Below are 23,576 nucleotides of genomic sequence, written 5' to 3' on the forward strand. Positions count from 1 at the left end.
TGCGTGGCTTTATTCACGATCTCCTTTCGGGAAATCCTGCCACTTGCACGGCTCAACCGAACCGGACATGGCTGTCCGGGGGAGGCTTGATAGGAAGGCTTGCCTTTCAGCGCACCCTCCATGGCTTTCACCTCTTCCATCATCCCCGCACGTTACGGTTCTGATGGAAGCGCCGGCTCCCGTCTGCCCGCGAACGTCTCGCGAAACACTCCGGCGACGGAAGCAGGCGGATTGTAGGCATGGGTTCAAAGGGCGGGGATGATGATGCGGTTAAGTCATTGGAGATGCTGGAAGGCGGCGATCAATTATCCACGGGTAAACATGGAAAGACAGTATTGGCGGGCGCACCTCCGCCATACCCCCCTCTGTCCTGCCGGACATCTCCCCCTCAAGGGGGGAGATCGAAGGAGGCGTGTTCAGCGGTCCCTCTCTGATTTGTGCGGCGACAGGAAGCTGGCAGGGAGTGGAGTTCGGCAAGCTCAAAGCTTTTGGCTGGGTAAGACCTTGCTTCTGGCCGATCTCCCCCCTTGAGGGGGAGATGCCCGGCAGGGCAGAGGGGGGTATGATGGGGCACGACCTCTCTCAAATCGCCCAACAATTGAACCTCTTCAACACTCCGCGAAAATCGGCTTTCGGAAAGCATGATGCAATCGCTTCGAAGGGCGTCCTAGGCTGCGGCCGCCGCCTTCTTCTTCGCCACACGAGCCCGGATGGACTCGATATCCGCCCGCGGTGTCGCCTTGAAAAGCGTGCGGGTATAGTCGTGCTTCGGATCCGAGAAGACTTCTTCGCGGGTGCCGTATTCCACGGCCTCGCCGAAATACATCACCATCACCTCGTCGGCGATGTAACGCACAACGGACAGGTCATGGCTGATGAAGACGTAGGTGAGGTTGAACTCGTCCTGAAGATCGGCGAGCAGGTTCAGCACCTGGGCCTGTACCGAGAGGTCGAGCGCCGAAACCGGCTCGTCGAGCACGAGAAGTTTCGGGTTCATCATCAGCGCGCGGGCAATCGCGATGCGCTGGCGCTGGCCGCCCGAGAACATGTGCGGGTAGCGGTTATAGTGTTCCGGGCCAAGGCCGACCTTCTTGAGCATTTCGCTGGCGCGGTCGCGGCGTTCGCCGGCCGACATGTCGGTGTTGATCGCCAAGGGTTCGCCGAGCACGTCGCCGATCTTCTGACGCGGGTTGAGCGAACCATAGGGGTTCTGGAAGACGATCTGCACCTTCTGGCGCATTTCCTGGGTCAGGTGGCCGGGGCGCGTATCGACCTTCTTGTTGTCGATCAGCAGATCACCGCCGGTCGGTTCGTCGATGAAGGTCAGCATGCGGGCAAGGGTGGATTTGCCGCAGCCGCTCTCGCCGACGATCGCCAGCGTCTTGCCGCGTTCGAGCTTGAAGGAAACGCCTTTCACCGCATGGATGATCTTCTTCGGCTTGAAGAGGCCGCCGGGCAGTTCGTAATCGCGCTTGATGTCGCGCACTTCGAGCATGGTGTTGTTGGTCATATTATCGCTCATGCGCGTGCCTCCGGCGCCGGTTCCGGATTGCCGTCGAAGAAGGCGGAAACGGTGGTGAGGCGGTCGCCGGTGGCGTTTTCCGGCAGCGCCGCCAGCAGCGCCTTGGTATAGTTGCTCTTCGGGTTTTCGAAGAGGGAAAGCACGTCGGCTTCCTCCATCTTGCGGCCCTTGTACTGCACGACGACACGGTCGGCGGTCTCGGCGACCACGCCCATGTCATGGGTGATCATGATCAGGCCCATGCCGTTTTTCGCCTGCAGCGCCATGATCAGGTCGAGGATCTGCTTCTGGATCGTCACGTCGAGCGCCGTGGTCGGCTCGTCGGCGATCAGCAGTTTCGGATTGCAGGCGATCGCAATGGCGATCATCACGCGCTGGCACTGGCCGCCCGACATCTGGTGCGGAAAGTGGTTCAGCCGCTCTTCAGGGTTGGGCAGGCCGACCTGGCTGAACAGCTCGATGGCGCGGGCGCGGCGGGCTTTTGCGTCGAGGCCGAGATGGATGCGCAGCACTTCCTCGATCTGGAAGCCGACCGTGAAGCACGGGTTGAGGCTGGCGACCGGCTCCTGGAAGATCATCGCGATGTCCTTGCCGATCAGCTTGCGGCGCTCGGCCGGGCTGATGTTCTGGATGTCGCGGCCTTCGAAGAGCATGCGGTCGGCGGTGATCTTGGCGGTCCACGGGAGCAGCCCCATGACGGCCAGCATGGCGACGGACTTGCCGGAGCCGGATTCGCCGACGATCGCCAGGACCTCGCCCTTTTCGACCGAGACGGAGACGCCGTCGACGGCACGGAACCAGCCGGTTGCGGTTTCGAATTCGACGATGAGGTTATCGATTTGCAAGAGCGCCATGATCAGGACCTCTTCAGTTTCGGGTCGAGCGCATCGCGCAGGCCGTCGCCCATCAGATTGATGGCGAGAACGGTGACGAGAATGGCAACGCCGGGGAAGGTGACCACCCACCAGGCGCGCAGGATGAATTCACGCGCTTCGGCAAGCATCGTGCCCCATTCGGGAGCCGGCGGCTGGGCGCCCATGCCGAGGAAGCCGAGCGCTGCCGCATCGAGGATGGCGTTCGAGAAGGAGAGCGTCGCCTGGACGATCAGCGGCGCGGTGCAGTTCGGCAGGATGGTGCGGAACATCAGGCGAATGGGGCCGGCGCCGGCAAGCCTTGCGGCGGTCACATAGTCGCGGGACTTCTCGGCCATCACGGCGGCGCGGGTGAGGCGCACGAAATGCGGCTGCAGGGTAAGCGCGATGGCGATCATGCCGTTGGTGAGGCTCGGCCCGAGGATCGCGACGAGCACGAGGGCGAGCAGCAGCGACGGGAAGGCGAGGATGATATCCATCAGGCGCATGATGACGGTATCGATCCAGCCGCGGTAATAACCGGCGATCAGGCCGACGATGATGCCGCCGGTCAGCGACAGCGTCGTCACGAAGACGCCGATGAACAGCGAATACTGCGCGCCATAGATCAGGCGGGACAGGATATCGCGGCCGACAGGATCGGTGCCGAGCAGATAGGACGGGTTGCCGCCCTCGGCCCAGGCCGGCGGAAGCAGGGCGAAATCGCGATATTGCTCGAACGGCGAATGCGGGGCGATGAACGACGCGAAGATCGCCACGATGACGAGGGCGACGAAAATGATGAGGCCCAGAACGGCGCCGCGATTTTCGGAAAAGTAGAACCAGAACTCGCGGAGCATCTGGCGGCGCATTGCGGCGCTGGAAACCGGTTCGGCGATCTTGGTAACAGTGGTATCGGCCACGGGATTTTCTCCTTCTTGGTGCCGGATCAGTGTCGGATTCTGGGGTTGATCAGGCCGTAGAGCAGATCAACGACGAGATTGACGAACATGATGATGGCCGCGATCAGGAGCAGGCCGCCCTGGATGACGGCGTAGTCGCGGCGGAAGACGCTGTCGACCATCCATTTGCCGATGCCCGGCCAGGAGAAGATCGTCTCGGTCAGTATGGCGCCGGCGAGCATGACGCCGATCTGCAGGCCGATCGTGGTGATGACCGGGATCATGGCGTTGCGCAGCGCATGGATGCCGACGACACGGAAGGGCGAGAGGCCCTTGGCGCGGGCGGTGCGGACGTAATCTTCCGAAAGCACTTCCAGCATGGCGGAACGCGTCTGGCGGGCGATGACCGCGAGCGGAATGGTCGCAAGCACGATCGACGGCAGCGCAAGATGGCTGATCGCCGAGGCAAAAGCGCCCTTCTGTCCCGACAGCAGTGAATCGATCAGCATGAAGCCGGTGACCGGCGGGAAGAAGAACATCAGCGAGATGCGGCCGGAAACCGGGAACCATTGCAGGGTGCCGGAGAACAGGATGATCAGCAGCAGGCCCCACCAGAAGATCGGCATCGAATAACCGACAAGCGCGATGCCCATCAGCCCCTGGTCGAAGATCGAGCCGCGCTTGATCGCGGCGATCACGCCGGCCGGAATGCCGAGCGCGATGGCGATGACGATGGCACAGAAGGAAAGTTCGACGGTCGCCGGAAACAGCGCCCAGAACTGGTCGAGGATCGGCTTCTTGGACACGATCGACGAGCCGAAATCGCCGGTCAGCACGCCGCCGAGATAATCGAAATACTGGACGACCAGCGGCCGGTCCAAACCGAGCTGGGCGCTGATCTGGGCATGCCGCTCCGGTGACATGACGCGTTCGCCGGAAAGAAGTGCAACCGGATCACCCGGCAGAAGTCGGATAAATGAAAATGCAATGATCGAGACCCCGATGAAAGTCGGGATCAACACGGCGATACGCCGCAACAGGAAGCCAAACATTCGAAACCTTCGTGGTTTTTGGTTCGTGGCCGATTCACGGTTTTGTCAAGCCATGAAGGCGGCGATCGTGGCGTCTGCGCCAAATTTTGGCGTCTCATAAGAAAATGCCGCGGGAAACGCAACGCGTCCCGCGGCAAAATCGTCGTGAAGCAGAAATTACTGCGCGATATCGACCGCTTCGAAGGTGAAGTCGCCGAGCGGGCTCTGGGTAAAGCCGGTCACGCCCTTGCGCATCGGAACGACGGCGAGGGAGTGATCGATGGTTGCCCAGGGAGCGTCCTTCTTGAAGACCGCCTGAGCCTGTTCGTAGAGCTTGGTACGCTCGGCCAGGTCGGAAACGACCTTGGCCTTCTTCACCAGTTCGTCGAATTCCTTGTTACACCACTGAGCGCGGTTGTTGCCGCCGACGGCGTCGCAGCCGAGCAGCGTATCAAGGAAGTTGTCCGGATCGCCGTTGTCGCCGGTCCAGCCCATGATGGCGGCGCCATCGCGGTTCTTGTCCTTCGAACGCTGCAGGTATTCGGCCCATTCGAAGGAGACGATCTCGACCTTGACGCCGATCTTGGCGAAATCGTCCTGGATGATTTCGGCAGCGCGGCGGGCATTCAGCATGTAGGGACGCGAAACCGGCATCGCCCAGACCTTCATGGAAAGATCCTTGACGCCTGCGTCGGCGAGCATCTTCTTAGCCGCTTCGAGGTCGTACGTGTCGTCCTGGGTGGCCTTGCTGTAGGACCACATGGTCGGCGGGATCGGGTTGACGGCGGGTGTCGCCATGCCCTGGAAGACGGCATCGACGATCGCCTTCTTGTTGATCGCCTTGTTCAGCGCCTTGCGGACTTCGACCTTGTCGAACGGAGCCTTGGTCGTGTTGTAGGCGAGGTAGGCGACGTTCAGGCCTTCCTGCTCCAGAACCTGGAGGTTCGGATCAGCCTTCATGGCCTTCACGTCGGCAGCGTTCGGATAGGGCATCAGGTGGCATTCGCCGGCCTTGAGCTTCTGGTAGCGAACGGCGGCGTCGGTGGTGATCGCGAAGACGAGATCGTCGATCTTCGGAGCTTTGCCCCAGAAATCGGCGTTCTTCTTGTAGCGGATGACCGCGTCCTGCTGGTAGCCGACGAAGGTGAACGGGCCGGTGCCGACCGGCATCTGGTTCAGCTGTTCCTTCTTGCCGGCCTTCTCGAGGCTGTCGGCATATTCCTTCGACAGGATCGAAGCGAACGGCATTGCAACGTTGGCGAGGAACGGTGCTTCCGGACGGTTGAGCGTGACCTTGACGGTCAGGTCGTCAACCTTCTCGATCGACTTGATCAGCTTCGGAAAGCCCATGCCATCGGCATATTCCCAGGTCGCGCCGGAAATGTACTTGTTCCAGGCGTTCTTCTCGTCGATCTGGCGGCCGAGCGAGAAGACGACGTCGTCGGCGTTCAGATTGCGGGTCGGCTTGAAGAAGTCGGTCGTCTGGAACTTGACGTTCGGACGCAGCTTGAAGGTGTAGACGGTGCCGTCAGCGGAAATTTCCCAGCTCTGGGCAAGGGCGGCTTCCGGCTGGGTCGTGCCCGGCTTGAACTCGAGCAGGCGATTGTAGATCGGATGCGCCGATGCGTCGAAGGTCGTGCCGGCGGTATAGATGCCGGGATCGAAGCCTTCCGGAGAACCTTCCGAGCAATATACGAAGGTCTTGGCGCTGGCGGCGCTTGCGAAGAATGTTGCCGACAGCAGCGCTGCGGCAAGGGTGAGTTTGTATTTCATATGGATCTCCCGATGACCTGTGGCCGGCTTATGTGCCGTGCCCGGTGGATGTCTTCAGCTGGAATGGCGCGTATATAGCGCCCAACGACTGGTATTCCCGTGTTCACCTCCTGGCCGGCGATATTTCGCTGCGGCCGGCCTCAAAATGCGTTTCTCCTGGCGGGTCTGCTCCGGCCTTCAGGCCGGGCACGCCCTTGTTCCTTGATTCCGATCAACGGCTGCCGCCGTATCGAATTTCTCGCCCGCTTTATTTTTTAGAAAATTTTCCACAAAATCGGCAAAATTCCCGTGCATTTTTATTCTTTTAGGCTCGTTTCATAGATTTGCCTGCGGGCCATGGCGCGGGAGCATACCGATTATGATCGGGTTGTCGAGATGCTAACATTCGCGTGCCATTCACATCCGCATTCCTTTCGCCCAATCCCTCAGCACAGCCCATTTTTGCTGCAATGCCGCATTGCCATCGGCCAGGAATTGGGTACGGTTCGGGCCTTCCGACCAGCATAGATCTATCGAGGCAACGGTTTCATGACGACAGGCAATTCCAATCTCCCGCTCGTTTGGGATTTCATCGACCGCAAAAAAGAGGTCTTCACGGAACTCGCGGACCGCGTTTGGGAGACCCCGGAAACCTGCTACATGGAGACGCTTTCGGCGGCGGCGCATCGCGAGATGCTGGAGACCCAAGGCTTCAAGATCACCGAGAACGTCGCCGGCATTCCGACCGCGCTGATCGGCGAGGCGGGCGAGGGCGGTCCGGTGATCGCCTTCCTCGGAGAATATGATGCGCTGGCGGGCCTCAGCCAGAAGGCTGGTCTCACCCGGCATGACCCGACGGCCCCCGGCGCGAACGGTCATGGCTGCGGCCACAATCTTCTAGGCTCCGCGTCGCTGCTGGCGGCGACCGCGCTCAAGGATTGGCTCGAAAAGACCGGCACGCCCGGCCGGGTGCGTTATTACGGCTGCCCGGCGGAAGAAGGCGGTGCCGCCAAGGCGTTCATGGTGCGTGCCGGCGCCTTCGAGGATGTCGACATCGCGATCAGCTGGCACCCCAGCAATTTCGCCGGCGTGCAGCGGGAGACCTCGCTTGCCAACTGCCGGATCGACTTCACGTTCACGGGCCGCGCCGCCCATGCGTCCGCGGTGCCGGAACTCGGCCGCAGCGCGCTCGATGCCGTCGAGCTGATGAGCGTCGGTGTCAATTATATGCGCGAGCACATGCCGTCCGAAAGCCGCATCCACTATGCGGTCCTAGATAGCGGCGGCATTTCGCCGAACGTCGTGCAGGCGCATGCCAAGGTGCGCTATGTCGTCCGTTCCGCAGATCTTCCCGGGCTTTTCACGCTGATCGAGCGGGTCAAGAAGGTTGCCGAAGGTGCGGCGCTGATGACCGAGACCAAGGTCGAGAGCACGATCCTGGCCGGCGTTTCCAACCTCGTCGTCAACACTCCGCTGATGGACGTCATGCAGGATGTCTGGGACAGCATGGGCCCGCCGCCGTTCGACGCCGCGGATATCGAGTTTGCCGAGCAGATCCGTGCCACGCTGACGCCGGAAGACATCGCGGCAAGCTGGAACCAGGAGCGCCTGGAGCAGCGGGATATTCCGCTTGCCGATTTCATCCTGCCGCCGCACACCGAAAACCGCCAGATGGGCGGATCGACGGATGTCGGCGATGTCAGCTGGGTCGTGCCGACCGTGCAGGCTTATGGCGCGACGCTTGCCGTCGGCACCCAGCTTCACACCTGGCAGGTGGTGGCGCAGGGCAAGAGCCCGCTCGCCCACAAGGGCATGGTTTCCGTCGCCAAGGCGATGGCCGCGACCGGACTCGCCGCCATGACAAGCGATCAGCTTCGCGAGGCGGCCTGGGCCGATCTCAAGAAACGCCGCAAGGGACAGGACTACAAGAGCCCCATTCCGGCCGGCGCCGAACCTCCGGTCGCGGCAATGACGCTGAAATGACAAATTAACTGATCGACGCGTCAACTATTTTGAACGATCCGCCTCTCTGAAAACGGCGATTTGGGCTGTCCAATATCGCCGTTTCCGCCTATGGAATTTATGCGCCGTTGCGTGTCTCACAGGAGGTCCGTCGTGACTATTCAGCCCAATTCCATCGAAGCCCGGGACAAGGCTTACCAGCTCCACTCCTACACCAATGCCCGCGCGCTGGAGCGTGACGGATCGCTGGTGATCGACCGCGGCGAGGGCATCTATGTCTACGACGTGAACGGCAACAAATATATCGAGGGCATGGCCGGCCTCTGGAGCGTCGGCGTGGGTTTCGGCGAAAGCCGTCTCGTCGAAGCGGCTGCCAGGCAGATGGCGAAGCTCCCCTATTACCATACCTTTACGCTGCGCAGTCACGGCCCGTCGATCGATCTTGCCGAAAAGCTGATCCAGATGGCGCCGGTGCCGATGTCGAAGGCCTATTTCACCAATTCCGGTTCCGAAGCCAATGATACGGCGATGAAGATGGTCTGGTATCGTTCGAACGCGCTCGGCAAGCCGGAAAAGAAGAAGATCATTTCGCGCATCAAGGGCTATCACGGCGTGACGATCGCCAGCGCCAGCCTCACCGGCCTGCCGAACAACCACCGCTCTTTCGACCTGCCGCTGGCCGGCATCTTCCACACGACCTGCCCGCATTACCGCGCCTTCAGCGAAGAAAACGAGACGGAGGCAGCCTTCGTCGAGCGCTGCGCCAAGGACCTCGAAGACCTGATCCTCAGGGAAGGGCCGGAAACGGTCGCCGCCTTTATCGGCGAGCCGGTCATGGGGGCTGGCGGCGTCATCGTTCCGCCGGCCGGTTACTGGGATGCGATCCAGAAGGTGCTCAGGAAATACGACATCCTGCTGATCGCCGACGAGGTGATCTGCGGCTTCGGGCGCACCGGAGAGATGTTCGGCACCACGACCTACGCGCTGCAGCCGGATATCATGACGCTGTCGAAGCAGATTTCGTCGTCCTACCAGCCAATCTCGGCGCTGCTGATCAACGAGAACGTCTACGGCCCGCTTGCCGACGAATCGGCGAAGATCGGCACGTTCGGCCATGGGGTGACCGCGGCCGGCCATCCGGTTGCTGCAGCGGTTGCGCTCGAAAACCTGGCGATCATCGAAGAGCGCGACCTTGTCGGCAATGTCCGGGCGCTGGCGCCGAAGTTCCAGAGCCGGCTGAAGGCGCTGGAAAGCCATCCGCTGGCGATCGAAGCCCGCGGCGTCGGCCTCATCGGCGCCCTCGAACTGAAGCCACGCGACGGTTTCGCGGCCGGCCAGCTCGGTCCAAAGCTGCTGGCGATCATGCTCGAAAAAGGCCTGATCTCGCGGGCGATCGGCGACTCGCTGGCGCTCTGCCCGCCGATGATCATCAACGAGCAACAAATCGATACGATCTTCGACACGTTCGAAGCCTCGCTCGAAGTCTTCGCGAAGCAGTTCGCTGCCTGATATCCTCCCGGAGCCGCGCTAACCTATTGGTGCGGCTCCGATTGCGCTTGGGCCATGCGCGCCTATATTGCTCGCCATGCTGGATGTCATCGAACCCTATTGGCCGCATATCCTTTTCGTTTTGTCGGTCCTGATGGGGGCCGCAGCTGCGATTCACGCGGCGATGACCAAGGAAGAGGTCCGCTCCGCGATCGGCTGGGTCGGCGTCATCGTTCTCTCTCCGATCGTCGGCGCGCTGCTTTATCTTGTCGCCGGGATAAATCGCATCCGCCGTTCGGTGATCAGCGATCGCCGGGCGCTGCTGCAGGGGGAAATCCGGGCGCATGTGGTTTCCTATGACGCGACCAACGACCTGATCATCGAGGAATTCGGGCATCGCTTCCGGGCGATGAAGACGCTTGGCGACCGGGTGACGCGCCACCGGCTGACGACCGGCAATACGATCGTCGCGCTCGATACCGGCGACGAAGCCTATGGGGCGATGCTGAAGGCGATCGCCAAGGCGAAACGCAGCCTCATTCTCGAGACCTATATCTTCGACCGGGACAGGATCGGCACCCGGTTTGCGGATGCGCTGACTGCCGCGGTCAAGCGCGGCGTCGAGGTGCGTGTGCTGATCGATGCGGTCGGCGCCCGATATTCGGTGCCCAGCGTGCTCGGCATGCTCAGAGAGGGCGGGATCACGGCCGATGTCTTCAACGGCAACGTCATCATGGGGCTGCGGCTGCCTTATGCGAACCTGCGCACCCATCGCAAGATCCTGGTCATCGACGGGCGGGTGGCGTTTACCGGCGGCATGAATATCCGCGAAGGTTTCTCGAGTGAATTCAGCGGCAACAAATGCTCGTTCGACACGCATTTCAAGGTAACCGGGCCGGTCGTCGCCGACCTGTTCGCGATCGCCGCCGCCGATTGGCGATATGCGTCCGACGAGGCGTTGGAGGGCGGGGCCTGGGCTTTGCAGGCGCCGGAGACGAACCCCGGTTCGCCGGTCGTCATGCGCGCCGTTTCCTCCGGCCCCGACCGCAGCGTCGAGACCAACCACAAGATGCTGATGGGCGCGTTTTCCGTGGCGCGTTCCTCGATCCGCATCGTATCGCCTTATTTCCTGCCGGACCGCGAACTGATCACCGCGCTCGTCACCGCCGCCCGGCGCGGGGTTGAGGTCGATATCGTCGTGCCGACCGCCAACAATCTCGTCCTGGTCGACCGGGCGATGACCGCGCAGTTCGACCAGATGCTGAAGAATTACTGCCGGATCTGGCGGGCATCCGGGCCGTTCAACCATTCCAAGCTTCTGGTGATCGACGGGCGCTGGGCCTATGTCGGCTCATCGAACCTCGATCCGCGATCACTCCGGCTCAATTTCGAAGTCGATCTCGAAGTTCTGGATTGTCCCTTCGCGGAAGCGTTGGAACGAAGGATAGATCTGGCGATTTCTTCCGCAACCGAAGTGACGCTCGATGGGTTGATGGCAAGGCCCTTCCTCGTGCGCCTCATCGAACGGGTGTTCTGGCTGGGGTCCCCCTATCTCTAGTTGCTGGATAGATAGGGAGCTTGCCTTATAGATTTCATTGATCGGCGAATAGTCAAAAGAACCATGCGGGAAAAACGTCCCAATCTTCCGAAAAGCATTCTGGCTTCCATCCGGGCTCGAAGGAACCGCGGTGCCGGAACGCATGAGGAGCGTGACCGCGGACACGGCATGCTGATTGCTTCCTACAACGTGCACAAATGCGTCGGCATCGACGGAAAGTTCGATCCCGCCCGCACCAGCCATGTGATCCGTGAGATCGGTGCCGATGTGATCGCGCTGCAGGAGGCGGATTCCCGGTTCGGCGAGCGGCGTGGCCTGCTCGACCTTGCCTGGATGGAGCGGGAGACGGGGCTTTTCCCGGTGCCCGTCTCGGGTGTCGCCAAGGCGCATGGCTGGCATGGCAATGTGGTCTTCTTCCGCGAAGGCCTTGTGCGCGACGTCCACCAGGTCAAGCTGCCGGGGCTCGAGCCACGAGGCGCTCTGATCACCGAACTGGAGCTCAAGGACGGCAGCGCGTTCCGGATCATCGCCGCCCATCTCGGCCTGCTCAACCGCTCGCGGCAGCAGCAGGCCCGCATGATCCTCGATATCCTGCGCTCGCGTGACGAGCAGCCGACCGTGCTCATGGGCGATCTCAACGAATGGCGGCTTGGCGATCGCTCCTCCCTGAACACGCTCGCGACCGTCTTCGGTCTCCCGGCTGCGGTGCCGAGCTTTCCGTCGCGCCTGCCTGTCCTGGCGCTCGACCGCATTATGGCGAACCAGCCCGGGCTGATCGATGCCGTCGAAACCCATGACAGCCCGCTTGCGCGGCTTGCTTCCGATCACCTGCCCATCAAGGCGGTGGTGAAGCTCGGTTCCCTGCCGTTGTCTCAAGGGATGGAAGCCGGCTGAACCGATCCTTTTCCGGCCTTTACCGAAACGGAAACCGCCGATAGGTTTGTGGCCTCACCGCCTCGCCCTCCGAATGGAATTTCCCGCATGACCGATATCGCCATGATCGAAGCCGCCCGTGTCCGTCTCGATGGCCACGTGCGCCGCACCCCGCTGCTGTCTTCGCCCTTTCTCGATGACATCGCCGGGCGGCGCATCTTCGTGAAGCCGGAATGCCTGCAGCACACGGGTTCGTTCAAGTTTCGCGGCGCCTGGTCGGCGATTTCGGCACTGTCACCCGACGTCCGGGCCAAGGGCGTGATCGCTTTCTCTTCGGGCAACCATGCTCAAGGCGTGGCGCTGGCGGCGAGGATGCATGGCATCCCGAGCGTGATCATCATGCCGTCCGATGCGCCGCGCATCAAAATCGAGAATACCCGCGCTTATGGCGCGGATGTCGTGCTCTATGACCGCCTCAACGAGGATCGCGATGTGATCGGCGCGCGGCTGTCGCAGGAGCGCGGCCTGACGCTGATCAGGCCGTTCGACGAGCCGCTGGTGATCGCCGGCCAGGGCACGACCGGGCTCGAAATCGCCGAACAGGCCAAGGAGGAAAGGATAGAGAAGGCCGATGTGCTGGTGCCGACCGGCGGCGGCGGTTTCATTTCCGGCGTTGCGCTGGCCTTGAACGCCAAGGCCCCTGGGTTTCTCGTGCATCCTTGCGAGCCGCAAGGCTTTGACGACGTGACGCGCTCGCTGGCTTCCGGACGGATCGAGCGCAATGCCACCCAGGGCGGTTCGCTCTGCGATGCGATCGTCACGCCGCAGCCCGGCAACATCACCTTCCCGATCATGTCGAAGCTCTGCGGCGCAGGTCTCGTGGTGACCGACGATGAAGCGTTGCATGCGGTGGCGCTTGCCTTCAGCCGGCTGAAGATCGTTGTCGAACCCGGCGGGGCGGTGGCATTGGCGGCCGCTCTTTTCCATGGCGAGACGCTGGGCGAGACCGTTATTGCCGTCTGCTCCGGCGGCAATATCGACCCGGATATCTTCCGTCTGGCGCTGGATCGTTTTGGCGCCTAAAGACGCTCGCAAGGCGGTTGGGAATAATAAACCGTTAATTGCGAAGAAGGGTCGTTAAGAAAAAAGGATTTTCTACGGAACTGGTGGCTGGTTGGAACATTATCTCTATCGGCTTGGTAGAGATAAGCTAGCATAGGTCAACGTCCGAAAAGGGCGAAAGCAGAACCCGGGAGACATCCATGCGTCATATCGAGCATCAGACACGGTCTTTCGCAAACCGCGGTATCGCGGGCAAATGGCAATGGGCGGCGAATGCGGCGCTGGTGACGGCAGCCTTCATCTTTGTCGGCGCTGTGACGCTCGGCCTTTTCCCCTGAGCCTTTCAGGTTTCGCCTTTTCAAATCGAGCTTGGTTCTCCCAAGACCGAAACACCTCCCGCGCTTGCCGCTCGGGAGGTGTTTTCGTTTCGGGCTTATCTCGTCGGAAGATAGGCTTCGGCAAGTTCAACCCAGAAGCTCGTTCCGATCGGCAGCGCGTCGTCGTTGAAATCGAAACGGGGATGGTGCAGCGGCGGGTCGCTGTCGGTGCGCCTGGTGCCAAGCAGGAAATAGGTGCCCGGCCGCTCCGCCAGCATATAGGCGAAGTCCTCGGCACCCATGGACGGGCGAGGCAGGTCGACAACCTTGTCCTCACCGATCACCCGTCTGGCTAGGTCGCGGACGAAATCCGTTTCCGCCTTGTGATTGATGGTCGCCTCGTAACCTCGCTTGTAATCGAGCGTGACGCTCATTCCGTAACCGGCGGCCTGGCCTTCAGCGATCATGCGGATGCGCCTTTCCAGCTCGTTGCGGACGTCCGGATCGAAGGAGCGGATGGTGAGCAGCATTTCCGCCCGCTCCGGAATGACGTTGCTCGCCATGCCAGCATGGAAGGCGCCGACGGTGATCACCATCTGGTCGAGCGGGTGGATGTTGCGCGAGGCGATCGTCTGCAGCGCCATGATGATGCTCGCGCCGCAGACGATCGGATCCGACGTATCCTGCGGCTCTGCGCCATGGCCGCCGCGGCCATTGACCGTGATGCGGCATTCGTCGACCGCCGCCATCATCGGGCCTTCCTTGACGCCGATCTGGCCGAAGGGCAGGCTGGGGTCGTTGTGCAGCCCGAACACGGCGTCGCACGGGAAATGCTCGAAGAGGCCGTCCTCGATCATCAGTCTGGCGCCGCCAAAATTTTCCTCCGCCGGCTGGAAGATCAGGTGGATCGTGCCATCGAAATTCTTCCTTTCGGCAAGGATCTTGGCGGCGCCCAGCAACATCGCGGTGTGGCCGTCATGGCCGCAGGCATGCATCAGCCCCTTGTTCCTGCTGGCATATTCCGCGCCGGTTTCTTCCTCGATCGGCAGCGCGTCCATATCGGCCCGGATGCCGATCGACCGGCCGCTGGTGCCGTTCTTCAAGGTGGCGACAACGCCCGTCTTGCCGAGGCCGCGGGTGACTTCATATCCGAGATCGGTGAGCTGTCCGGCGACGAAATCGGATGTGTTGAACTCCGATAGGCCGAGTTCCGGATGTTGATGAAGGTAACGGCGAGTGGCCACCACTTCGGCCATATAGTTGGAAAACTGGATCGTCATCGTTCAAAACACCGAAGGTTCGATTGGACCGGTCGCGGGCACGACGAGATCGCCCTTGCGTCCACGATGAATATCAGCCGGGCCTCCGGAAGGTAAACCCTTGCCGATTAAATATCGCCGTTCCCGCTACCGCAAGGCGCTCGGACAGGCCCGCGACGCCGGCTCGAAATTCATCGCATTATCAATGGGCTGCTTCCGTTCAGGTTCCATTCAGGCGAGGCTCGATAGAGCCGGAACATGTGTCAATCCGCAGGAAGTGAGCAATAGATTTCAGTCAGTCGTTTGCAATATCCGGACTGCTCTCTATTTCCCATCCTCGCGGGTTTGCATCCGGCTGGTCACCATAATCCAAATGATGACTGGCGCTTCCGATGCAGGCCGAGTAAGGCGAGGCCGACAAACCCTTAAAGTTTTCAGCAGAAGCCCGTATCCATGTCATTTCACACTCCGCCGTCAGCTTCCTCGCGCGAAACCGAAGCCAAGCAGATCGATCATAACGACTCGATCCGCTCGACCTATTTCAACATCGATGCATTGCGGGAATGCGGCGAGAAACTCGGCAAGGAGGGCACGCCCAGCCTGCCGGGCTTGATGGAGTTCGAATTCTTCAAGCGGCACGAGGAGAACGAGAAGGAAATCCTTCGCGTTTACCGGGCGACGGCTACCGATGTCGATGCCGGCGCGTCGATCACGCCCGCCGCCGAATGGCTGCTCGACAACTATTACATCGTCGAAGAGGCGATCCAGGAAGTCCGCCGCGACTTCCCGAAGAAATTCTTCCGCCAGTTGCCGACGATGACGGTCGGCGGCCAGGAATTGCCGCGCGTCCTGGCGCTCGCCTGGCTCTATGTCGCCCATACCCACAGCAGCATTTCCCGCGAAGCGCTGGCCTCCATGGTCCAGGGTTTCCAGGTCAAGGAACCGCTCGAGATCGGCGAACTCTGGGCGCTGCCCTCGTTCATCCGTTTCGTGCTGATCGAGAACCTGCGCCGCATCGCCACCCGTGTCGACCGCTCGCGCAACATGCGCCGTCGCGCCAACGAGACGGCCGACGAGATCATCCGCCTCAATAACGAGGAGGCGAGCGCCGATGTCCTGAAGGGCATCGAGAACCTGACGAACGACAACACGTTTACGGCGCAGTTCCTCTATCGCCTTCGCAATGCCTCACAGACCTCGGGTTTTGCCGTCGCCTGGCTGGAGCAGCGTCTCGAACAGGCGGGCACCGGCGTCGAAGAGGTGATGCTCGCCGAACAGAACCGTCTGTCGTCCGGCAACGTGACGATGGGCAACATCATCAAGAGCCTGCGCGAGATCGACGACACGGAGTGGAGCGTCTGGTTCGAAGACGTCTCGCAGATCGACAAGATCTTCCGGGAGCGCACCGATTACCAGGCGCTCGATTTCGGTTCGCGTAACGCCTATCGCAACCGTATCGAACAGATCGCCCGCCGCTCCCGCAAGAGCGAGGCCGAGGTGGCGGAAGCCGCCATCCAGCTCGCCGAAAAGGCGTCTGCGGAAGAAAATGCCGATCCGCGCGAGACCAATGTCGGCGCTTTCGTCGTCGGCCGCCGCCGCCGCGAACTGGAAGCGGCAGTCGGCTACGATCTGCTGTTCGTCCAGAGATTTGTCCGCCTCGTCCGCCGCCTCAGCTGGTTTGCGATCGCCGGCCCGGTCATCCTGATCACCGTTCTCGCCATGGCGATTGCCGGCTGGTTCCTGGTGCAGGCGGATATTCCGCTGCCGGTCGTCTTCTGCTTCCTGCTGATGTTTGCACTGCCGGCTTCCGAAGGCGCGACCGGCCTGTTCAATACGCTGGTGACCTATGTGGTGAGGCCAGCCCGGCTGGTCGGCTACGAATTCAAGGAGGGCATTCCGGAAGCGGCAAGAACGCTGGTTGCCGTACCCTGCCTGATCACCGATCGCGATACCGTGGACGAACTCGTCCGCAACCTCGAGGTCCATTATCTCGCCAATCACCACGGTGAAATCTACTTCTCTCTGCTCAGCGACTGGCGCGACAGCAAATTCGAAGAGACCGATACCGACCTCGAAATCCTCGACTATGCGAAGCGCGAGATCGCAGCGCTCAACGCCAAGTATGGGGAGGATGACAAGGCGCGCTTCTATCTGCTGCATCGCCGCCGCCTGTTCAATCCCGCCGAAGGCGCATGGATGGGCTGGGAGCGCAAGCGCGGCAAGCTGCATGAGCTCAACATGCTGCTGCGCGGTGATCGCGACACCAGCTATCTTCCGGGTGCCAATATCGTTCCGCCGGACGTCCAATACGTCATGACGCTCGATGCCGATACGCGCCTGATGCGCGATGCGGTGACCAAGCTCGTCGGCAAGATGCACCATCCGATCAACCAGCCGGTGCTCGATCCGAAAACCAATCGCGTCATCCATGGTTATGGTCTGATGCAGCCGCGCGTGACGCCGTCGCTGACGACCGGCAAGGAAGCCTCGGTCTTCCAGCGCGTCTTCTCCGTCGGCCGCGGTCTCGACCCTTACGTCTTCACCGTTTCCGACGTCTACCAGGATCTGACCGGCGAAGGCAGCTTCACCGGCAAGGGCCTCTATCACGTCGATGCCTTCGAGGCTTCGCTCAAGGGCCGGATCGACGAAAATTCGGTCCTCTCGCATGACCTTCTCGAAGGTTCGTTCGCACGCTGCGCTCTCGTGACCGACGTGGAACTGGTCGAAGACTTTCCGGTCCGCTACGAGGTCGAGGTTTCGCGCCAGCATCGCTGGGCTCGTGGCGACTGGCAGCTCCTGCCCTACATCCTTGATCCGAAGCGGGGCGTGACTGCGCTTGGCCGCTGGAAGATGATCGACAACCTGCGCCGGTCGCTGACCCCGATCGCCTGGTTCTTCGCTTCCGTGCTCGGCTGGTACTTCATGGATCCGCTCGGCGCGCTGATCTGGCAGATCCTGCTGATCTTCTCGCTGTTCGTCGCTCCGACCCTCAGCCTCGTCACCGGCCTGCTGCCGAGCTCCACCGATATCGTTCCCGGCGCGCATTTCTATTCCGTCTGGTCGGACATGCGTTCCGCCAATGCGCAGGTCGCCCTCCGCGTCGTCTTCATCGCGGATTCCGCCTGCATCATGACCGATGCGATCGCCCGGTCTCTCTACCGCCTGTTCTTCAGCCGCAAGCTGATGCTGGAATGGCGCACCGCGGCCTCGATCCAGTCGAGCGCGCAAGGGAGCCCGCAGGATTATTACAAGACGATGTGGCATGCGCCGGCAATCGCCGTGCTCAGCATCATCCTGTCGGCCATGCCGGGCGACAATGCATTCCTGGTCGGTATTCCGTTCGCCGTGCTGTGGATCTTCTCGCCGCTCGTTGCCTGGTATGTCAGCCAGTCGGCCGAGACCGAAGACCGGCTGTTCGTGCCTGAACCCGTGTCCGTCGAACTGCGCAAGATCGCCCGCCGCACCTGGCGGTATTTCGAGACCTTCGTGACCGCGGAGCAGAACTACCTGCCGCCGGACAATTTCCAGGAGAAGCCGAACCCGGTCATCGCCAAGCGCACGTCGCCTACCAATATCGGCGTCTACCTGCTGTCGACGATCTCGGCGCGGCATTTCGGCTGGATCAGCTTCACCGACACGATCGAGCGCATCGAGCAGACGATCTCGGCGGTTGAAAGAGCCGACAAGTTCCGCGGCCACATGTACAACTGGTATCATACCGACACCCTGCAGCCGCTGATGCCGCGCTACGTCTCGTCGGTCGACAGCGGCAACTTCGCCGGCCATCTGATCGCCATCTCGTCGGCGTTGCGCATCTGGGCCGAGGCTCCTTCCGCCCACCTTCAGGGCAATCTTGACGGCATCGGCGACGTCTGCGGCATTCTGGCGGAAACGCTGAAGGCTCTGCCGGACGACCGCAAGACCGTGCGCCCGCTGCGTCGCCGTCTGGAGGAGCGTATCGCCGGCTTCGGCAATGCGCTTGCCGCGGTCAAGCGCGAGCATGAATTCGCGTCGATCCGGATCATCAACCTCGCTGTGCTTGCCCGAGACATCCAGAAGCTCGCGGTCAACCTCGATCAGGAAGTCCGTTCGACCCAGAGCGACGAAGTTACCCGCTGGTCGGCATCTCTCGTCGCCGCCTGCGAGGCGCATATCGCCGATAGCGTCTTCGACAATGCCAATATCGAATCGCTGCGGGAGCGGCTCGGCGTGTTGCGCGACCGAACCCGCCGCCTCGCTTTCGCGATGGATTTCAGCTTCCTGTTCCGCAAGGAGCGTCGTCTTCTGTCGATCGGCTATCGTGTCGAAACCAACGAGATCGACGAAGCCTGCTATGACCTCCTCGCATCCGAAGCGCGTCTGACCAGCCTGTTCGGGATCGCCAAGGGCGACCTGCCGACCGAGCACTGGTACAAGCTCGGCCGCCAGGTGGTGCCGATCGGTGCGCGCGGCGCGCTGGTCTCCTGGTCCGGCTCGATGTTCGAATACCTCATGCCGCCGCTCGTCATGCAGGAGCGCCAGGGGGGCATCCTCAACCAGACCAACAATCTGATCGTCAAGGAACAGATGAATCATGGCCGCCGCCTCGGCACGCCATGGGGTATCTCGGAAGCGGCATTCAACGCTCTCGACCATCAGATGTATTATCAATATTCGAACTTCGGGGTGCCGACGCTCGGCCTCAAGCGCGGCCTCGGACAAAACGCCGTCATCGCTCCCTATGCGTCGATCCTGGCCAGCCAGTACGATCCGATCGCTGCCTCTGAAAACCTGACCGAACTGCGCTCGCTCGGAGCGCTTGGGGTGTTCGGTTTCTACGATGCGGTGGATTTCACGCCGACCCGCGTGCCGGAAGGCAAGCGCTGCGCGGTGGTGTTCAACTATTATGCCCACCACCACGGCATGTCGATCGCCGCAATCGCCAACGTCGTGATGAACGGCCTGCTGCGCGAACTCTTCCATTCCGACCCGACCATCGAGGCCGCCGAACTGCTGCTGCAGGAAAAGGCGCCGCGCGATATTCCGGTGATGAGCGCCAAGCACGAAGAAACCCCCGGCAAGGGTCAGGGCGAACTGTTGCGTTCGGAAATCCGCACCATCACCAACCCGGCCACCAAGGACCGGGAGCTGGCGCTGCTCTCCAACGGTCATTACTCGGTCATGCTCACCGCGACCGGCTCGGGATATTCCCGCTGGAACGGATTGTCTGTCGCCCGCTGGAAGCCCGACCCGACCGAAGATCGCTGGGGCCAGTTCTTGTTCCTGCGCGACACCACGAACGGCGAATGGTGGTCCGCCACTGCCGAGCCGCGTCGTATCGAAGGTGAAAAGACCAGGGCGATCTTCTCCGACGAACGGGCTGAATTCCACAAGACGATCGGCGACCTCACGAGCACGGTCGAATGCATCGTCGCCAGCGAACACGATGCCGAAGGCCGCCGCCTGACGCTGCTCAACATGGGTACGGAGGATCGCTTCATCGAAGTGACCTCCTATATGGAACCCGTGCTGACCACCGAGGACGACGACAACGCCCACCCGGTCTTCCAGCGGATGTTCGTCCACACGGAAATCGGCCGCCGCGGCGACGTCATCCGCGCGTGGCGCAACAAGCGCGCGCCGAACGAACCGGACATGATCATCGCCCATCTGGCGGCCGACAATGCCGGTTCGGCCCGGCCGACCGAATTCGAGACCGACCGCCGCAAGTTCCTCGGCCGCGGCCGCACGCTTTCGGAAGCTGCAGCCTTCGATCCCGGCGCGACGCTGTCGGGCACCGACGGCTTCACCCTCGATCCCATCCTGTCGCTGCGCCGCGTCGTGCGCGTGCCGGCCGGCAAGAAGGTGAGCGTCATCTTCTGGACGATCGCGGCACCCAGACGCGAAGAACTCGACCAGGCGATCGAACGTTATCGTCATCCGGATGCCTTCCAGACCGAGCTCACGCAGGCCTGGACGCGCACGCAGGTACAGATGCGCCATCTCGGCGTCTCCTCACAAGATGCGGCGGCGTTCCAGCACCTGGCGCGCTACCTCATCTATCCGGACATGCAGCTTCGCGCCGACCAGGCGACCATACACGCGGGGATGCAGCCGCAATCGTCGCTCTGGCCGTCGTCGGTTTCCGGCGACTTCCCGATCTTCACGCTGCGCATCAACGACGACAACGACATGCCGGTCGCCAAGGAGGCGATGAGCGCCCAGGAATATCTGCGCTCGCGCGGCGTCGTCACCGACCTCGTGATCTTCAACGAGCGGGCGGCTTCCTATGCGCAGGAAATGCAGCAGGCGCTGGAACATCTCTCAGAGAGTTCCCGCCGCCTCAGCCAGCAGGAGGGCCAGCGCCAGCACGTTTTCTCGCTGCGCCGCGACATCATGGACGACGAGGGTTCGGAAGGCTTGATCGCCGCATCCCGCGTGGTTCTGCATGCCCGCAACGGCAAGATCAGCGACCAGCTCAACCGCACGGCGACGATCTTCGCGCCGCCGAAGGACCAGCAGATCGAGATCGATCGCCGTCCGCTGCTCAACGGTGAGATCTTCCAGCCTCCGGCTCCGATCGCGGCACCGGCGGATCTCGACTTCTGGAACGGTTTCGGCGGTTTCACCAAGGACGGCAGCGAGTATGTTGTGCGCCTGCACGGCGGCCAGTCGACGCCGCAGCCGTGGATCAACATCATCTCCAACGACAAGTTCGGCTTCCACATTTCGGCGGAAGGTTCGGGCTTCACCTGGGCCAAGAACTCCCGCGACTATCAGCTGACGGCCTGGACTAACGACATGGTCATCAACCGTCCCGGCGAGGCGTTCTACGTCGCCGACCGGGACAGTGGCGCGGTCATGACGCCGTTCGCGGTTCTGTCGCGCAAGCCGGAGGTCAAGTTTGAAACCCGCCACGGTCTTGGCTACTCGGTCTTTTCGAGCGAAGAAGAAGGCCTGAAGATCAAGCTGACCCAGACGGTCGACCGGACACGGGCGGCAAAGCTCTCGTCCATCCTCGTCCATAATGGAGGCTCGGAAACCCGCAGGCTGCGCATCTACGGCTATGTGGAATGGCTGCTCGGCGCCAATCCGGCTCGCTCCATCCCGTTCATCCTCTCCAGCCGCGACGAGGAGACGGGCACGCTCTTCGCCACCAATTCCTACAGCATCGACTACCGCCGTTTTGCCTTCATGGGCATGAAGGAGACGCCAGTCGGCTTCACGGCGAGCCGCCGCGAATTCATCGGCCGCTTTGGTTCGGTCCAGATGCCAGCGGCGGTGATGTCCGCTTCGGCGCTGAGCAACGCCCTCGATCTCGACGGCGATCCCTGCGCGGCACTCGCCTATGACATCGAGCTTGCCCCGGGCGAAGAGAAGACGGTCACCTTCTATCTCGGCGATGCCGATACCAAGGAAGAGGCTCAGGCGCTGGTCGCCCAGCTGCGCGGCGAGGAGTTCGCTCCGATTCTTGCAGCGAACCGTGACTTCTGGACCGGCTTCACCGGCCGCCTGAAGATCTCGACGCCGGACAAGTCGCTCGACAACATGGTCAACCACTGGCTGCCCTACCAGGCGCTCGGCTGCCGCATCATGGCCCGCACCGCCTTCTACCAGGCGTCCGGCGCCTTCGGTTTCCGCGACCAGCTGCAGGACACCCTGGCTTTCCTGGTGCACGAGCCGTCGCTCGCCCGCCGCCAGATCGTCAACGCGGCCTCGCGGCAATTCAAGGAAGGCGACGTGCTGCACTGGTGGCTGCCCGGCTCCGGTGCCGGTGTCCGGACGATGATCTCCGACGACGTCGTCTGGCTCGCCTACGGTATCCACCAATATGTCTCGGTGACCGGCGATGCATCGCTGCTCGACGAGGAACTGGCGTTCATCGACGGCCCAGTGCTCGAAAAGAACAAGCACGACTCCTTCTTCCAGCCGACGGTGTCGACCGATACCGCAACTGTCTACGAGCATGCGGCAAGGGCGCTGGACCTGGCGATCACGCGCACCGGCGACAAGGGCCTGCCGCTCATCCTCGGCGGCGACTGGAACGACGGCATGAACCGCGTCGGCATCGGCGGCCGCGGCATGAGCGTCTGGCTCGGCTGGTTCCTGGCCGCGGCACTGCGCAACTTCCTGCCCTATGCGGAGGCCCGTAAGGACAAGAAGCGCATCCAGCGCTGGACCGACCATATCGAAACGCTGAAGCAGGCGCTCGAAAAGGCCGGCTGGGACGGCACCTACTATCGCCGTGGCTATTTTGACGATGGTTCTGCGCTCGGCTCGAGCACCAGCGACGAATGCCGCATCGACTCGCTTGCCCAGTCCTGGAGCGTGCTCTCGGGCGAAGGCGATCCGGAACGCGCCGCCCAGGCGATGGATGCGGTGCTCGAAAAACTGGTCGACAGCCAAGCCGGCATCATCCGCCTGTTCACGCCGCCGTTCCAGGATACCCGCAAGGACCCGGGCTATATCAAGGCCTATCCGCCGGGTGTTCGTGAAAACGGCGGCCAGTATACCCATGCGGCGATCTGGGTCGTGCTGGCCCTGGCAGCGCTGAAGCGGGGCGACGACGCCTGGAAGTGCTTCCAGATGCTGAACCCGATCAACCACGCGCTCGACCAGGACGCGGCCGAGACCTATCGCGTCGAACCCTATGTGGTCGCGGCCGATGTCTATGGTCACGGTTCTCATACCGGCCGCGGCGGCTGGACCTGGTATACGGGTTCTGCGGGCTGGCTCTATCGTGCGGCCACCGAGGGCATCCTCGGCATCCGCCGCCAGGGCGACCGGCTGTTCGTCAACCCGGCACTGCCGACCGACTGGAATGGCTTTACCGCCGAACTGACGATCGACGACACGGTGCACAAGATCACCGTCGAGGGCGACAAGGTCACGATCGACGGTCAGGCGGTCAATGAAACGGAGGGTTTCCTCCTCGATGGAGCCGCTGCGAAGCGACTGCCGGAACCGGCCGATAGCTGAGACCTCCGATCATCGGAAACCGACAAAAGAAAACCCGCCGC

Annotated in this window: 13 protein-coding genes; 7 read left to right on the forward strand and 6 right to left on the reverse strand. The window is 62.1% G+C overall.

The features are described 5' to 3' along the window. Positions 1 to 667: 667 nt before the first annotated feature. From MOV61_RS12805 to MOV61_RS12825, 5 genes are all read right to left on the reverse strand, one after another. A complete protein-coding gene (locus tag MOV61_RS12805) occupies positions 668 to 1,522 on the reverse strand; it encodes a dipeptide ABC transporter ATP-binding protein (protein ID WP_247136827.1) in 855 nt (284 codons plus the stop codon). Next, positions 1,519 to 2,376 carry an ABC transporter ATP-binding protein gene (locus tag MOV61_RS12810; protein ID WP_247136828.1) on the reverse strand — a complete coding sequence of 286 codons (858 nt, stop codon included), beginning with the start codon at positions 2,374 to 2,376 and terminating at the stop codon, positions 1,519 to 1,521. Before MOV61_RS12810 ends, MOV61_RS12805 begins: the two co-directional genes overlap by 4 nt. Before the next feature lie 2 nt (positions 2,377 to 2,378). Further along, complete coding sequence (locus tag MOV61_RS12815; protein ID WP_247136840.1) at positions 2,379 to 3,245, reverse strand: ABC transporter permease subunit; 867 nt, start codon at positions 3,243 to 3,245, stop codon at positions 2,379 to 2,381. Between the two features lie 77 nt (positions 3,246 to 3,322). Further along, the gene (locus MOV61_RS12820; RefSeq protein WP_233954631.1) at positions 3,323 to 4,327 is read right to left on the reverse strand and encodes an ABC transporter permease subunit; all 1,005 of its coding nucleotides are present in this window, start codon (positions 4,325 to 4,327) and stop codon (positions 3,323 to 3,325) included. Between the two features lie 156 nt (positions 4,328 to 4,483). Next, the gene (locus MOV61_RS12825) at positions 4,484 to 6,079 is read right to left on the reverse strand and encodes an ABC transporter substrate-binding protein (protein WP_038546846.1); all 1,596 of its coding nucleotides are present in this window, start codon (positions 6,077 to 6,079) and stop codon (positions 4,484 to 4,486) included. 528 nt (positions 6,080 to 6,607) lie between these two features. Here MOV61_RS12825 and MOV61_RS12830 point away from each other — a divergent pair. The 6 genes from MOV61_RS12830 (at position 6,608) to MOV61_RS12855 (ending at position 13,339) form a co-directional block, all read left to right on the forward strand. Next, complete coding sequence (locus MOV61_RS12830) at positions 6,608 to 8,041, forward strand: M20 family metallopeptidase (protein WP_247136829.1); 1,434 nt, start codon at positions 6,608 to 6,610, stop codon at positions 8,039 to 8,041. A gap of 132 nt (positions 8,042 to 8,173) precedes the next feature. Beyond that, complete coding sequence (locus tag MOV61_RS12835; protein WP_247136830.1) at positions 8,174 to 9,529, forward strand: aspartate aminotransferase family protein; 1,356 nt, start codon at positions 8,174 to 8,176, stop codon at positions 9,527 to 9,529. Between the two features lie 76 nt (positions 9,530 to 9,605). Further along, positions 9,606 to 11,066, forward strand: a complete 1,461-nt coding sequence (locus tag MOV61_RS12840) for a phosphatidylserine/phosphatidylglycerophosphate/cardiolipin synthase family protein (RefSeq protein ID WP_247136831.1) — start codon at positions 9,606 to 9,608, stop codon at positions 11,064 to 11,066. Positions 11,067 to 11,129: 63 nt separating this feature from the next. Next, the gene (locus MOV61_RS12845; RefSeq protein WP_247136832.1) at positions 11,130 to 11,960 is read left to right on the forward strand and encodes an endonuclease/exonuclease/phosphatase family protein; all 831 of its coding nucleotides are present in this window, start codon (positions 11,130 to 11,132) and stop codon (positions 11,958 to 11,960) included. An 87-nt stretch (positions 11,961 to 12,047) separates the two neighbouring features. Continuing rightward, positions 12,048 to 13,022 carry a threonine/serine dehydratase gene (locus MOV61_RS12850; protein WP_247136833.1) on the forward strand — a complete coding sequence of 325 codons (975 nt, stop codon included), beginning with the start codon at positions 12,048 to 12,050 and terminating at the stop codon, positions 13,020 to 13,022. 179 nt (positions 13,023 to 13,201) lie between these two features. Continuing rightward, positions 13,202 to 13,339 (forward strand): hypothetical protein, encoded by a 138-nt coding sequence (locus MOV61_RS12855; RefSeq protein WP_155414713.1) that lies wholly within the window; start codon positions 13,202 to 13,204, stop codon positions 13,337 to 13,339. A 95-nt stretch (positions 13,340 to 13,434) separates the two neighbouring features. Here the strand turns inward: MOV61_RS12855 and MOV61_RS12860 are convergent, their stop codons facing one another. Then, positions 13,435 to 14,598, reverse strand: coding sequence for a M20 aminoacylase family protein (locus MOV61_RS12860; RefSeq protein WP_247136834.1), 1,164 nt, complete (start codon positions 14,596 to 14,598; stop codon positions 13,435 to 13,437). 432 nt (positions 14,599 to 15,030) lie between these two features. On the opposite strand from MOV61_RS12860, the gene MOV61_RS12865 reads away from it, so the two are divergent. Continuing rightward, positions 15,031 to 23,535 carry a GH36-type glycosyl hydrolase domain-containing protein gene (locus tag MOV61_RS12865; protein WP_247136835.1) on the forward strand — a complete coding sequence of 2,835 codons (8,505 nt, stop codon included), beginning with the start codon at positions 15,031 to 15,033 and terminating at the stop codon, positions 23,533 to 23,535. Positions 23,536 to 23,576 lie beyond the last annotated feature (41 nt).

It is taken from the genome of Neorhizobium sp. BETTINA12A, from assembly GCF_023006485.1.
Lineage (GTDB): Bacteria > Pseudomonadota > Alphaproteobacteria > Rhizobiales > Rhizobiaceae > Neorhizobium.

Bases quoted from the DNA above. Each gene is read 5' to 3' on its own strand.
- MOV61_RS12805 (WP_247136827.1), bottom strand. From the start codon at position 1,522: ATGAGCGATAATATGACCAACAACACCATGCTCGAAGTGCGCGACATC.
- MOV61_RS12810 (WP_247136828.1), bottom strand. From the start codon at position 2,376: ATGGCGCTCTTGCAAATCGATAACCTCATCGTCGAATTCGAAACCGCA.
- MOV61_RS12815 (WP_247136840.1), bottom strand. From the start codon at position 3,245: ATGCGCCGCCAGATGCTCCGCGAGTTCTGGTTCTACTTTTCCGAAAAT.
- MOV61_RS12820 (WP_233954631.1), bottom strand. From the start codon at position 4,327: ATGTTTGGCTTCCTGTTGCGGCGTATCGCCGTGTTGATCCCGACTTTC.
- MOV61_RS12825 (WP_038546846.1), bottom strand. From the start codon at position 6,079: ATGAAATACAAACTCACCCTTGCCGCAGCGCTGCTGTCGGCAACATTC.
- MOV61_RS12830 (WP_247136829.1), top strand. From the start codon at position 6,608: ATGACGACAGGCAATTCCAATCTCCCGCTCGTTTGGGATTTCATCGAC.
- MOV61_RS12840 (WP_247136831.1), top strand. From the start codon at position 9,606: ATGCTGGATGTCATCGAACCCTATTGGCCGCATATCCTTTTCGTTTTG.
- MOV61_RS12845 (WP_247136832.1), top strand. From the start codon at position 11,130: ATGCGGGAAAAACGTCCCAATCTTCCGAAAAGCATTCTGGCTTCCATC.
- MOV61_RS12850 (WP_247136833.1), top strand. From the start codon at position 12,048: ATGACCGATATCGCCATGATCGAAGCCGCCCGTGTCCGTCTCGATGGC.
- MOV61_RS12855 (WP_155414713.1), top strand. From the start codon at position 13,202: ATGCGTCATATCGAGCATCAGACACGGTCTTTCGCAAACCGCGGTATC.
- MOV61_RS12860 (WP_247136834.1), bottom strand. From the start codon at position 14,598: ATGACGATCCAGTTTTCCAACTATATGGCCGAAGTGGTGGCCACTCGC.
- MOV61_RS12865 (WP_247136835.1), top strand. From the start codon at position 15,031: ATGTCATTTCACACTCCGCCGTCAGCTTCCTCGCGCGAAACCGAAGCC.